The organism is Botryobacter ruber, from assembly GCF_003347595.2.
Lineage (GTDB): Bacteria > Bacteroidota > Bacteroidia > Cytophagales > Hymenobacteraceae > Pontibacter > Pontibacter ruber_A.
Genome location: NZ_QCZK02000022.1, coordinates 65,630 through 78,434, shown reverse-complemented (window position 1 = coordinate 78,434; position 12,805 = coordinate 65,630). Strand labels below are relative to the sequence as shown.

General features: G+C 52.2%; 12 protein-coding genes and 1 tRNA gene. 8 read left to right on the top strand and 5 right to left on the bottom strand.

The features are described 5' to 3' along the window. The first annotated feature begins 1 nt into the window (after nucleotide 1). The 8 genes from DCW36_RS04970 to DCW36_RS04935 all read left to right on the top strand — a co-directional run bounded on the left by DCW36_RS04970 (nucleotide 2) and on the right by DCW36_RS04935 (nucleotide 8,455). A complete protein-coding gene (locus tag DCW36_RS04970) occupies nucleotides 2-655 on the top strand; it encodes a TerB family tellurite resistance protein (protein ID WP_240676058.1) in 654 nt (217 codons plus the stop codon). Nucleotides 656-686: 31 nt separating this feature from the next. Continuing rightward, nucleotides 687-1,925 (top strand): conjugative transposon protein TraJ, encoded by a 1,239-nt coding sequence (traJ, locus tag DCW36_RS04965; RefSeq protein WP_114782375.1) that lies wholly within the window; start codon nucleotides 687-689, stop codon nucleotides 1,923-1,925. Between the two features lie 41 nt (nucleotides 1,926-1,966). Further along, nucleotides 1,967-2,584 carry a conjugative transposon protein TraK gene (gene traK, locus DCW36_RS04960; protein WP_114782374.1) on the top strand — a complete coding sequence of 206 codons (618 nt, stop codon included), beginning with the start codon at nucleotides 1,967-1,969 and terminating at the stop codon, nucleotides 2,582-2,584. A 366-nt stretch (nucleotides 2,585-2,950) separates the two neighbouring features. Next, nucleotides 2,951-4,285 carry a conjugative transposon protein TraM gene (gene traM, locus DCW36_RS04955; RefSeq protein WP_114782328.1) on the top strand — a complete coding sequence of 445 codons (1,335 nt, stop codon included), beginning with the start codon at nucleotides 2,951-2,953 and terminating at the stop codon, nucleotides 4,283-4,285. Nucleotides 4,286-4,326: 41 nt separating this feature from the next. Beyond that, nucleotides 4,327-5,148, top strand: coding sequence for a conjugative transposon protein TraN (traN, locus tag DCW36_RS04950; protein ID WP_114782327.1), 822 nt, complete (start codon nucleotides 4,327-4,329; stop codon nucleotides 5,146-5,148). A gap of 69 nt (nucleotides 5,149-5,217) precedes the next feature. Beyond that, the gene (locus DCW36_RS04945; protein WP_114782326.1) at nucleotides 5,218-6,015 is read left to right on the top strand and encodes a hypothetical protein; all 798 of its coding nucleotides are present in this window, start codon (nucleotides 5,218-5,220) and stop codon (nucleotides 6,013-6,015) included. Nucleotides 6,016-6,616: 601 nt separating this feature from the next. Continuing rightward, a complete protein-coding gene (locus DCW36_RS04940) occupies nucleotides 6,617-7,576 on the top strand; it encodes an ArdC family protein (protein ID WP_114782324.1) in 960 nt (319 codons plus the stop codon). Nucleotides 7,577-7,984: 408 nt separating this feature from the next. Further along, on the top strand, nucleotides 7,985-8,455 hold the full coding sequence (locus tag DCW36_RS04935; RefSeq protein WP_114782323.1) for a JAB domain-containing protein: 471 nt from the start codon (nucleotides 7,985-7,987) through the stop codon (nucleotides 8,453-8,455). A 188-nt stretch (nucleotides 8,456-8,643) separates the two neighbouring features. Here the strand turns inward: DCW36_RS04935 and DCW36_RS04930 are convergent, their stop codons facing one another. The 5 genes from DCW36_RS04930 to DCW36_RS04910 form a co-directional block, all read right to left on the bottom strand. Beyond that, the gene (locus DCW36_RS04930) at nucleotides 8,644-9,252 is read right to left on the bottom strand and encodes a nucleotidyl transferase AbiEii/AbiGii toxin family protein (protein ID WP_114782322.1); all 609 of its coding nucleotides are present in this window, start codon (nucleotides 9,250-9,252) and stop codon (nucleotides 8,644-8,646) included. Beyond that, nucleotides 9,242-9,763 carry a hypothetical protein gene (locus tag DCW36_RS04925; RefSeq protein ID WP_240676057.1) on the bottom strand — a complete coding sequence of 174 codons (522 nt, stop codon included), beginning with the start codon at nucleotides 9,761-9,763 and terminating at the stop codon, nucleotides 9,242-9,244. The genes DCW36_RS04930 and DCW36_RS04925 overlap by 11 nt, the downstream gene beginning before the upstream one ends. Before the next feature lie 348 nt (nucleotides 9,764-10,111). Next, entirely contained in the window at nucleotides 10,112-11,347 is a 1,236-nt protein-coding gene (locus DCW36_RS04920) for a site-specific integrase (RefSeq protein WP_240676056.1), read from the bottom strand. A gap of 235 nt (nucleotides 11,348-11,582) precedes the next feature. After that, nucleotides 11,583-11,670 (bottom strand) — tRNA-Ser (locus DCW36_RS04915). A 65-nt stretch (nucleotides 11,671-11,735) separates the two neighbouring features. Next, entirely contained in the window at nucleotides 11,736-12,803 is a 1,068-nt protein-coding gene (locus DCW36_RS04910) for an asparaginase (RefSeq protein WP_114782321.1), read from the bottom strand. Between the last annotated feature and the right edge of the window lie 2 nt (nucleotides 12,804-12,805).

Here is a 12,805-nt window from a genome sequence, read left to right as displayed (position 1 = left end):
TATGAAAAGGATAAAGCAACTTATTCCATTCAGCTTTTTGCTGGTTATGGTGATAGGCCTGCTACAACCACAGCGGGCAAAAGCACAGGAGGCGGAAATACAGCAACTCCTGCTCAACGTGCAGAAGCTCGACCAGCTCCGCCAGATCCTCTCGGACATGAAACAGGGCTACGAACTCATCAGCAAGGGTTACGGCACCATCGTCTCCCTCTCGGAAGGAAACTTCAGCCTGCACGAGACTTTCCTGGACGGGCTCCTGGCGGTAAACCCGGCGGTGCGGGACTACAAGCGGGTGGCCGATATCATCAGCTGCCAGAAAAGTATCCTCTCCGAATACAAAAGCGCCTACAACCGCTTTCGCCGGCACGGCAGCTTTTCGCCCGACGAACTCAGCTACCTCAGCGCGGTGTACGGCAGCCTCTCTCAACAAAGCCTGCGCCTGCTCGACGAGCTCACGCTCATCCTCACGGCCGGGGAGTTGCGCATGAGCGACGGGGAACGAATGCAGGCCATCGACCGCATCTATGCCAGGATGCAGGAGCGGCTCGTATTCCTGCGCCACTTCAACCGGCAGGCAACCCTGCTGGCCCTGCAACGGAACCGGGAGCTGCAGGAAGTGCAGGTGCTGCAGAAAGTGTACGGACTGGAGAAGTAAGCAATCCGCAAAACAACTAAACATGCATGCCATGAAAAAGCAGTTCTTCTATTTCTTGCCGCTGGTAGTGCTGGCGCTCCTGTTGCCGGATAATGTGCAAGCGCAGGGCGTGGCTAATAATATGCACAGCCTGCACAAGGTACTCGAGAGTCTTTACCAGGAAATGATACCGCTTTGCGAGCGGCTCATCGACGTGGGGCGTGGCCTGGCAGGCTTTGCCGCCCTCTGGTACATCGCTTCCCGCGTGTGGCGCCATCTGGCCAATGCCGAGCCGGTGGACTTTTACCCGCTGCTGCGTCCTTTTGCCCTGGGCCTGGCCATCCTGCTCTTCCCGGCGGTGCTTTCGCTGCTGAACGGGGTGCTGCAGCCAACCGTTACGGCCACCTCTGCCATGGTGGAAGGCTCCAACCAGGCCATTGCCGTGCTCCTGCAACGGAAAGAGGCGGCCATCCAGGACTCGGATGCCTGGCAAATGTACATGGGGCCCGATGGCAGCGGCAACCGGGAGAAGTGGTACCAGTACACGCACCCGGACGACCCCTCGGGCGCCGGGGAAGGTTTGCTTGAAAGCATCGGCAACGACATGAAGTTTGCCATGGCCAAATTCTCCTTCAGCTTCCGCCATTCCATCAAGCAGTGGCTGTCGGAAGTACTGCAGCTGCTCTTTGAAGCTGCCTCGCTCTGCATCAACACCATCCGCACCTTTTACCTCATCGTGCTCGGCATCCTGGGACCGCTGGTGTTCGGCTTTGCCGTCTTCGATGGCTTCCAGCATACGCTCACCGTCTGGATTGCCCGCTACGTGAACGTGTACATGTGGCTGCCGGTGGCCAACATCTTTGGCAGCATCATCGCCAAAATACAGGAGAACATGCTCCGCATCGACATCGGCCAGGTGGAAAGCAACGGCAATACCTTCTTCAGCTCCACCGATACGGCTTACCTCATATTTATGCTCATCGGCATCGTGGGCTACTTTACCGTGCCCAATGTCGCCAACTACATCATCCATGCCGGCGGGGGCAATGCCCTGCTGATGAAGGTGACCAACCTGCTCCACACCACCAGCCAGGCCGGTACCTCGACCGTGGGCACCGGGCTCAGCTATGCCGCCGGTGCCATGGGCCATGGAGCCAGCAGCCTCGTGCAGGGCTTTGCCGGGCACAGCGGCGGTTATGCTCCTCCCTCCGGTTCGAATGACAGTACCAACTCCAGTAATTCGCCAACAGACAGCTACCAGCACGGGCGTCTTTCCGGAGATTCCTGGTAATGCTGACACACACTTACTGTACTATCAAACGCAATACCGCTATGTTCAGACAACTCCAAAACATCGACAGCGCCTTCCGCCACATCCGCGCATTCAGCCTCCTTTTCTTAATCGCCTGCACGATTGTGAGCTGCATTGCTGTTTACCTGAGCTATGAGCAGGTGCAGGCCGCGCAGGAACGGATCTACGTGCTGGCCGGGGACAAGGCATTAGAAGCTTTCTCCACCGGCCGCCGTGAGAATATTCCGGTGGAGGCGCGGGACCATGTGCGCATCTTCCACCACTACTTCTTCACGCTCGACCCCGACGACCAGGTGATCGAAGCCAACATGCGCAAGGCCCTGTACCTGGCCGACGCTTCGGCCAAACGCGCCTACGACAACCTGCACGAGAGCGGCTATATCTCGGGCCTCATTTCGGGCAATATCAGCCAGGAAATAACCGTGGACAGCGTGCAGGTGGACACGGGGCAGTATCCCTACTACTTCCGCTGCTATGCCCACCAAAAGCTTATCCGCGCCACCTCCATCCTGCGCCGCAGCCTCGTGACCGAAGGCTACCTGCGCAGTGTTTCCCGCTCGGACAACAACCCGCACGGCTTTATACTCGAGCGGTGGACGACGCTGGAAAACAAGGACCTGCACACCCAAAACCGCTAGCCATGCTGCTGTTCCGCAAACATTCCGATAGCACAAAATCACCAGGAAAAAACAATGCCACAGATAAGGCTGCCGGTGTCATTGCCACAGCCATTGTCAAGCGGCAAAAGCAGCTGGCTAAGTACTGCAGCAATAGCTATGAGAGGCTTCCCATACGGGCCAAAATGGCTGCGCTACTGCTCTTCTGTCTTCTCTTCGGCAGTACCTGCCTCTGGCTGCTGGTAAAGGGGATGTGGCCGGAGCAAAAGCAGCAGACAGTAAACAACCTTCCCTGCAGCTTTCCAGATAGTCTCCGCTTAGCACAGCCGGACTTCCGGGACAGCCTTAATCTTCAGAATTATCATCCACTTAAAAAATGAACAGACCATGAAAACACACTCAGAAGCATTTTTGCGCAGGCGTAAATTTTTGATGGTGCTCCCACTGCTGGTATTCCCCTTTCTGGTCCTGGCCTTCTGGAACCTGGGCGGAGGCAGGGGCGCTACGGCAGCAGCAACTGCCCAGGCCGGGCAAAAGGGACTCAACCTGCAGCTGCCCGAAGCGCAGCTCAAAAAGCAGCAACAGGACAAGCTCAGCCACTACGACCAGGCCCGGCAGAAAGCCCGGCAGCTATCCGATGCAGGAACTTCTCTGCTGTTGCAGCGGATGGGATTCAAGACGGACGGTGTAGAAAATCAACTCCAGCTGACGGCGGATACAACAGCCACTGCCACCATTGCCTTTGCTGATCCGCAGGAAGAAAAAATAAACCAGAAACTGGCCCAGCTGGAAAAAGCGATACAGCCAACGCCTCTCCAACAGGAAGCAAGGCAGCGAAAACCGCCAGCTACTGCCAGTCTTCCTGCACCAGGTAACAACCGCTTCAAAGAGGATGTGGACCGGCTGGAAACAATGATGCAACGCATGGGCAGCAACGGTACCGTTGGGAATGACCCGGAGATGCAGCAGCTGGAAAATATGCTCGAACGCATCCTCGATATCCAGCACCCGGAGCGGGTAAAGCAGCGGCTGGCACAGGAGGCCCCGGGAAAGCAGCAGCAGACTTTTGCCCTGCAGGTCTCCCCTGCGCAAGCCGACATAACCTTGTTGGAATCAACCTTTCACGGCACGCCCAATCCGGCATCTCCATCACAGCCGGACAATTCGGAAAGTATGTTCACACCCGCTCATCAAACAAGCAATGCTTTCTATGGACTGGAAGACAAGCACCAAAAAGCCAGTGCGGGTGAAGCAGGAAATGTATTGGAAGCAGTCATTCACCAGACAAAGACACTGACGGCCGGAGCCACCGTAAAGATGCGCCTGCTCCAGGATGTGTACCTGAACGGAAGGCGGGTAGCCAAAGGAAGTCTCCTTTACGGTACCTGCCGGTTAAACGGGGAGCGTTTGCACATCGAGGTAACGTCGGTGCTCATCCGTGATGCGGTACTTCCGGTTGCCCTGGCGGTTTATGACCTGGACGGGCAGGAAGGGCTTTACATCCCAGGCGCCCTCACCCGCAATGCCGCCAAACAGGGAGCTGACCATGCTATCAACCAAAGCCTGCAGCTTTCTACGCTCAACCCGAGTATCGGTGCCCAGGCAGCCAGTGCCGGTATCGATGCCGTCAAAGGCCTTTTGAGCAGGAAGGTCCGGCAACTAAAAGTCACCGTCAACGCCGGTCACCGCCTCCTGCTCCGTGACCAGAGCATCCGCCGGTAGTCTCAATTTATTTCTTGTTTCACACTTAAACTCATCGCATCATGAAAAAGAACATCCTCCTTCCTTTCCTGTGCCTGCTTTTACTGCAGCTAAACGCATTCGCACAGGACCTACACCCCAAAGCTCTGGAGCTAACTTACCAGAAGACGACCACCCTGGTTTTTCCGCATGCCATCCAAAGCTTGGACCGCGGCAGCCGGGATATCCTGGCGCAGGTACCCGAAAAAGTAGAGAATGTGCTTCAGCTAAAAGCAGCCCGTAAAGGCTTCACGGGAACCAACCTCACCGTCATCACCGCCGACGGCAGGCTCTACAGCTTTGAAGTAAGTTATGCCGACCATCCTGCTACCACCCTGCTCAAACTGGAGCCTCCCACCACTAATACTGCTCCCGTTGTATTTACCAACACGGACCTGAACACGGAGCAACTGAAAACCATCACGAATCTGCTGGCCGGGGACCCCAGGTACTGCTATGGCATCAGGGACAAAGCAGGAAAAACAAAGGCTACGCTGGAAGGCATCTACGTGCAGGGCAATACTTTCTTTTACCGGCTGGTGCTCTCCAACAAGTCTTCCATTCCCTACGAGCTGGACTTTATCCGATTTAGCCTCCGGGACCGCAAACAGGTAAAGCGCACCGCCACGCAGGAAGAGGAGCGGATTCCGCTGTATGCCTATGGCTATGACGAGAAAACCGTGGAGGCAGGCAACCAGAAAGTACTCGTCTTTGCCTTGGAGAAAATCCCTATCACCAAAGGAAAGGAACTGGTCGTGGAGCTCTTCGAACAGAACGGCGGCAGGCACCTCCAGCTCCGGATCCGGAGCAAAGACCTGGTGCAGGCGTGTGCCCTGCTACTCTAACCACAACTCAAAAGCTGCTCTGAATATAATTCCAACACAGCTATTTCAACCACTTAAATTCTTACTCCTATGAACCAGAACAACTTGGATTACCTGAAAGAAGGCCTCAAGTACATGGGCTTTGGCACCAACCTCAACGAGGAACTGGAAAAGAACGTGCGGGAGCAAAAGCCGGAGTTTCAACTGCAGATGCAGAAACCCTACTTCAACAGCACGATGGATTACACGCTGCACTTCCGCAGGTCCGACCAAAACGACATGTACTTTTTTAACAAGTACGACGCTACCCTCAAACCCGACACCACTGCCGAAAAGTTATCGCAGACGTTTTACGTCAACAAAAACAGCGGCATCACTTCCCGCGAAGCCTACAACCTGCTAAACGGACGATCGGTGCATAAAGAGCTGGTAAATGCAGAAGGCCAGCCTTACAAAGCCTGGCTCCAGCTGGACCTAGGCGAGAAGGATCAGCACGGCAACCACAAGGTAAAGCAGTACCACGAAAACTATGGCTTTGACCTGGAGAAAACGCTGAAACAGTATGCCATCAAAGAACTCCAGGACCCCGAGCAGAAGGAGCAGATGATGCGTTACCTGCAGAAAGGAAATACGCTGCAGGTAACAGCCCTGCAGGAGGGACAGGAGGTGAAACGCTTCATTGAAGCCAGCCCGCAGTACAAAACCATCAACGTGTTTGACGAGCACATGAAACCGGTAAAGCGGGAAACCTTTCAGCAAAAACAGGAGGTGACACCGGCAGAATCTGTAAAGCAGCAGAGCGCTCCGAAAAAGAGCCAGCAACAGGATGTGGTAGCGGAAGAAAAGCAGGAGATGAAAAAGTCCCGTAAGAAAGGCATGTCTATCTGATAGATACTCCTCCTCTTCGTTACGCAAACCCGCACCCACAATACAGTTTTGATAAAAATGCCCCTGCCCCAAATGCAGGGGCATTTTTATGATAGCCTAATAGCAGACACATACACCACAAATAACCATTCATTCCAGGAGCGTCGTGCCCGGCAGCAGTGGGTTTGGTGGCAGGTGCAGTACAAAAAAGAGGGCGTGCCGGCAAAGCCGTCGGGCTCTCGCGGCTCGCTCTCCGGTTACTGCGTATGCCGGAGGAGCTCAAACAACCGCTCTATCCCTCACGCGCTTCTACGCTATAAGCTATAGCTAAAACCTCGGCAACGAAAGGCTCTTTTCCCGAATTGGTGTAACCGAAAACTGGCACTTGCTGCAAGAACACACCAAAAGAGGCGCGAAGCCACTGCCATGCAAAAGTCCGGGGGTATTCATTCTGTTGCAAAGTTAGCCTGGCTGCCGGACACGGGACAAGGTAGTACGAAAAAAAGGGGTATCCCTGAAGGGAGGCCCTCCGCATTTTTTTCGTCTCCACCTTGCCCTTAGTCCGTCCGCCAGGCAGGGTGGGCACCATAATTAATTCCTCAAACTTCAAAAAATTAAGATTATGGAAAAGCACACCAAAAAATCCGGACAGACTGCTTATCAGAAGTTCTATCAACTGGCTGAGCAGGTGACAAACGAGGTCATTTCGCAACTCGAACAGGGAAACGTCCTCTGGCAAAAGCCCTGGAGCTCCTTCGGCCTTCCAAAAAATTACCAATCCGGCCGGCACTACGAAGGCTTCAACGCTTTTTACCTCCACTACATCACCGAAAAACGCCACTTCACAGCCCCCTATTTCCTTACCTTCAAACAGGCACAGGAGCTGGGTGGCCACATCCGGAAGGGCGAGAAAGGAACCCAGGTGATTTACTGGAAGGTGTATGGGCCGCAAACCGGCAGCAAGGACGAGGTGCAGGAAGAAGAGACGCCACAGGCTATCAGATTTGTTCCTTTCCTCTGGACGGTGTTCAACATAGACCAGGTAGAAGGTATTGACTTTACATTACCGGCAACCTTCGAACGGACCGATCAGCAGGTGATTGAAGAATGCCAGCGGGTAGTGGACCAGTATCCCCAGCCTGCCCCACGGATCCTGCATGGCGGTTCACAAGCCTACTATGCACCCGCCAGCGACACGGTACAGGTGCCGGAGCTTAAAAACTTCGTCTCTGCCCAGGCCTATCACACCACGCTTTTTCACGAACTCATTCACGCTTCAGGCCACCCCGACAGGCTCAACCGCTTTACAAATCAGGAAAGCCGCTTTGGGGATGAAAACTACAGCAAAGAGGAGTTAATCGCTGAGATGGGGGCAAGTTTCCTCAGTGCCTTCACCGGCATAAAGGAAGACGTATTCCAGAACTCGGTGGCATACCTGCAAGGGTGGGCCAGCAAGTTCAAAGATGATAAGACCATGCTTATCTACGCCAGCACCAAGGCATTTAAAGCAGCCAGCTACCTGCTGGACCTAAAAGCGGAAACGGACCAGGAAACAACCCCTGCCGTCCAGTCGGCCGCTTAAAAATGGCTAAGGGCTGCCTCTTCCCGGCAGCCCTTAGCATCTCTTTTCTCTTACCTGATGTTGTGCTGCTATGAAAGTACGGGAAGGCCAAATCAGATCACCCGTTCCTGCTAGTGGTTGTTTTAATACCGAATTACTTTAGACTGCCTTTGAGTAAGCCCTTTCAATGTCCAACCTGAAGCCATTTCAAAAATTTTGAGAAAGACACCATAATGCAAAAGTCCATTGGCATTCATTCTGCTGCAAAGGTAGCCTGGCCGTCCGGACACGGGAGCAAGGTAGTCCTGGAAAAATGGGTATCCCAGAGGGAGCCCTCCGCATTTTTACAGGCTCCACCTTGCCCTTAGTCCGTCCGCCAGGCAGGGTGGGCACCATAATCAATTCCTCAAACTTCAAAAAGTTAAGATTATGGAAAAGCTGCCAAAAAAATCCGCATTAAACAGAGTAGCTGAAATCAAACTCACCTACCGCTCCAAAGTAAAACCATCCGAGCGCCCACAGGTTACCAGCTCCACCGACTGTGCCGAAGTGCTCCGAAAAAGCTGGGATATGGGCAAGATGGAATTTGTGGAACAGTTCAAGGTGATGCTGCTCAACCGCGCAAACCGGGTGCTGGGTATTTATGAACTCTCTACCGGAGGAGTCGCGGGCACCGTAGCGGACCCAAAGCTCATCTTTGCTGCAGCCATTAAAGCCTGCGCCAGCTCCATCGTCCTCAGCCACAACCACCCTTCCGGCAACACCAAGCCAAGCGCGGCAGACTTACAGCTGACCAAGAAATTAAAACAAGGCGGGGAACTGCTCGACATTGTGGTACTCGACCACATTATCCTCACCAGCGAGAGTTATTACTCTTTCGCAGACGAAGGGCTCTTGTAGCCCTTTTTTTGGTCATTAGAGTATTATTGAGTAACAACAAAGGATATTTTTTAAACCTTCTTATAGCTTGGATAATTTGTACAACCTATATCCCTGCTGAAAAGAAAGCTTTTACCCTTATAGATTCACTATCTGCTCGATTTTCTCCTCCAGTAAGGGCAGACGCTCCAGATCGGTTAAGTGACAGCTTAACATTTCCTCCCGGTAACGGCTTTTCCATATTGTCTGTACTCCTGCTGCAGGTACACCCTAACTTCTTCCGGCGCTTGAATAATCTCCTTTATTAACTCAAGCCTGTTGTCCGTCACATAGACTATGTCCTCAAAATCGTGGCTGGTGCGCGGATCGCCTCCGCGGTTGTGGAAGGCAGCGAACTTAGTCGCCAGGAAGTACGACACAGGCAGAATTCGAATACTCAACTGCCCGGCCAAAGAAACAAGCAGCGAATGGTCTAAGCCTGGTTGATACCAAGGATTTGTAAATCCCAGGATTGCCGGGTCATCAGGCATCACGTCAATCGTGATACCCTCATAGTTAAAGCGACAGATTACTTTACTTGAAGGGTCAGGGAAAAACCTTAGCTCCTGCAGACGCTCCTGAAGCCTGTTCCATGCGCCGTAGCTGGCAAGCGATACGCTTAGATCTACGTCGCTTGTGGGCCTAACAGGATCTGCCGCAGGGTCGGTCGCATATAGGCTGAGTGTAGCGCCCCCGACAAACACAACCTTCTCCCGTAGCTCCTCCAGGCCAACCGCGACCTTTTTAATAACTTCTATATTAATAATGTTACCGTTCATTCAGGATACGTTGTTTTAGTTCCAGGCTTGCCAATTCCCGCTCCCGCGCGCGTCCTAGCCGAAGCGCATCCACCAGTGCTAAAAGCTCGTGCAGCCCGGGACTTTGAAGTGCGGCCACTACGGCGGACGGGTAAAGTGGCTCTACAGCCTGCCCCCTCTCTTTCCCTTTAGCATAGGGCCACACCAGCTTTTCAGTACTCATGATCAATTTGTCCAGGGGAGCAGCGCTAAAGGCTGTCGGCACTCCCCTGGCAGTAGCACCTGGCTCTTGTGGGAAAACATATCTAAAGCCGTACGTGAGAAACTCCAGTAGAGCATGCCGCATTACTTTTTTCTTTGATTTATCGATCAGGCCCGCCTTATAGGACCTGTTCAGCGATTCTGTTACCTCAGATGGGCTAATGTTCGTCTCCTGGGCAATGTCTTTCATCATCCAGGGAGCGTTTCCTTTTGCAACAATGGCAAGCAGGATAACGATATCTTGGGGGCGCATACCGCTGTGCTTTTTCATAAATTTAAAATTCGTGATTCGCGAATTGCAAATTTATGAAAAAGATTATATTAGTCAGTACAAGATTCAATCAAGTCCTATATTCTTTCATGGGCCTAAGGCAAAAAAAGTTCTGGCAGTGGCTGCTTTACGTTTCAAAGCTCTCAAACCGAAACAGCCATGACAAAACAGTCTATTACAAACTACCTCATTTGCAAGGAATTTTTCTTTCGTAACCTCCCATTGTTGAATGTGAGAGGATTACGAAAGAAAAATATTAGTTAATACTGTCTGAAACTATTTAGCAAAAACCCAACAGTAGTACTATCACTGAACAAACGGGCTTCTAATGCAAATCAATAGTACCTCTTATAAACTCACCAGCTTCTGCCGCAGCAGCTGCATATCCTCGCTTACCTTCTTATCCAGAATCTTGGCATAATGCTGCGTCGTTTTCAGGTTCGTATGCCCCAGCATCCGGCTTACCGACTCGATAGGCACGCCATTTGAAAGCGTAACAGTAGTAGCAAACGTGTGGCGGGCTATATGGAACGTAAGGGATTTCTTGATACCACACAAATCGGCAATCTCTTTCAGGTAAGCGTTCATTTTTTGATTGCTCAGCACCGGCAGCACCCTGTCCTGGTTCACACACTGCGGATGCTCCTTATACTTCTCCATAATTGTCTGGGCGGTGGGCAACAGAGGAATACGGGAGGTGGTATCGGTTTTCTGGCGGCTGGTGTAAATCCACTTCTCCCCATCTAGCCCGGTCACAATTTCCGAGCGCTTCAGCTTGTGCACATCGGCATAGGCCAAGCCGGTAAAGCAGCTGAAGAGAAAGATATCGCGCACCTGCTCCAGGCGTTCCATTTCAAACTCTTTGGCCGCCATCTTTTGTAGCTCTTCCTTCGTCAGGAAATCCCGCACTACTTCTTTCTTGATCAGTTTGAAACCAATAAAAGGATCCCGCTCCAGCCATCCGTTCTTCAGGCAAATATGAATCACCTTCTTGAAGTTGGCCAGGTATTTCATAGTGGTATTATGAGCGCAGCCCCTGACGGACTTGAGCCAGAACTCATAGTCAGCGATAAAACCGTAGTTGAGTTTCTTGACATCCAGATCATCTTCCTGGTACTTCCACTGGATAAAGCTACGGGTATGCTGGAGGGAAGTCTTGTAGCGTTCCAGTGTACCGGGTGCAAAATCCTTTCCCACCAACTTCTCTACCTGGTCGTTGTGCTTTTGGAATACCTCCAGCAGCATCACAGGCTTCTCTTCCACCCCCAGCCACTTCTCTTTGAAAGTCTCCACCGTTACCGGTTTCCCCATTTTCAGCAACTCGCTTTGGTAGGCATACACCTGCGACCGGAGCGTATCCAGGTAGGTGTTAATGCTACGGGCTTCTTCCGAATTCCCTTTCACCCGTCCTGCCTCCACCGACCATTTGCCGGGGGTAATGTGCCGGTGTGTGCTGGTTTCAAACCGCTTGCCATTGATGGTCACGCGCAGGTAGATGGGCAGTAGATTGTCTTTGGTCGTTTTGGCTGTCTTGCCATAAAACAGGATGCTGATATTTGTGTCCATTCCGTTTTCTCCTTTCATTGGTTAAAAATAATAATCGAACCAAGGCTCCACAAGATGTACAATTACTGTACAACCTCATGAAAGCCAAAACCTTACAAGGAATTCGGTTACCCGGAAATAACAAAATCTTGGGTAACCGAATTGAACCCCTAAGGATTGAGAAAATCTGAATGTTTTAGCGGGGGTGTAAAAACAAAAAAGCCCGAAATCTTACGATTTACGGGCTTTTTACTTCGTTTGGTAGGGTTACCAGCAGAGAGAGCGGGATTCGAACCCGCGATACCCTTTTGGAGTATACACACTTTCCAGGCGTGCTCCTTCAACCACTCGGACACCTCTCTGTTTCGGAATGCAAATATAACAGAATAATTTTATCAGTTGCAAGTAATTTTACACCAACTGCACCTTAAATTGTGATCTCACCACGCAAATCCATGGCCAGCACCTGCTTCGTTAGCTCAGGCTCCAGGTTTAGGCCTAGTACGTACATCATCTTGGTTATGGCTGCGTCTGAAGTAATATCTGCGCCGCCTATCACGCCCATGTTCAGCAGGTATTTGCTCGTTTCGTACCGACCCTGGTCTACACGACCCTCATCACACTGCGACACGTTAAGAATGAAGATTCCACGGTTTATCGCATCCTGAAGCAGTGCGATCAGCCAGGGATTGGTGGGGGCGTTTCCGGCGCCAAACGTTTCGAGCACCACCCCTTTCAGGCCCGGTACATGCAGCAGGCTTTCCACTACCGGTTTTGTAATGCCCGGGAAAAGTTTCAGGATGGCGACATTGTTATCCATGTGGTAGTGCACCTTAAGCGGTCCGGTAGCATGTGGCCTGATGTAGCTCCAATAGTAGTCTATGTTAACTCCTGCTTTCGCCAAAAAGGGATAGTTTTCCGATTTAAACGCATTGAAGTGACTGCTCTCGACTTTCTTGCCACGGTTGCCGCGCAGCAGCAGCGTGTGGAAGAAGATACAAACCTCCGGCACCAGGCTATGCCCATCTGTTTTGGTGGCGGCTATCTGCAGGGCCGTGATCAGGTTCTCCCGGGCATCGGTCCGCACACGGCCAATCGGTACCTGGGCGCCGGTGAAAATAACGGGCTTGTTCAGGTTTTCGAGCAGGTAACTCAACGCCGAGGCGCTGTAGGCCATGGTGTCGGTGCCGTGCAGAATTACAAAACCGTCGTAATGCTCATAATTGTCTTCTATCAGGCGCGCCAGCATCACCCAGGTAGGAATAGTTACATTGGAGGAATCGATGGGCGGGTCCAGGCTGATAACCGTGAGGAGGTATTTAAACTGCTGCAGCTCCGGCACCTTATCCAGGATCATATTGAAGTTAAAGGGCACCAGGTGCTTTGCTTTCTCGTCGAAAGCCATCCCAATGGTTCCCCCGGTATAGATGATGAGTATCGACGCTTCCGGATCGGCAGGTGCTGCCGTATCGATTTCTACTTTAACTACTTTCATGG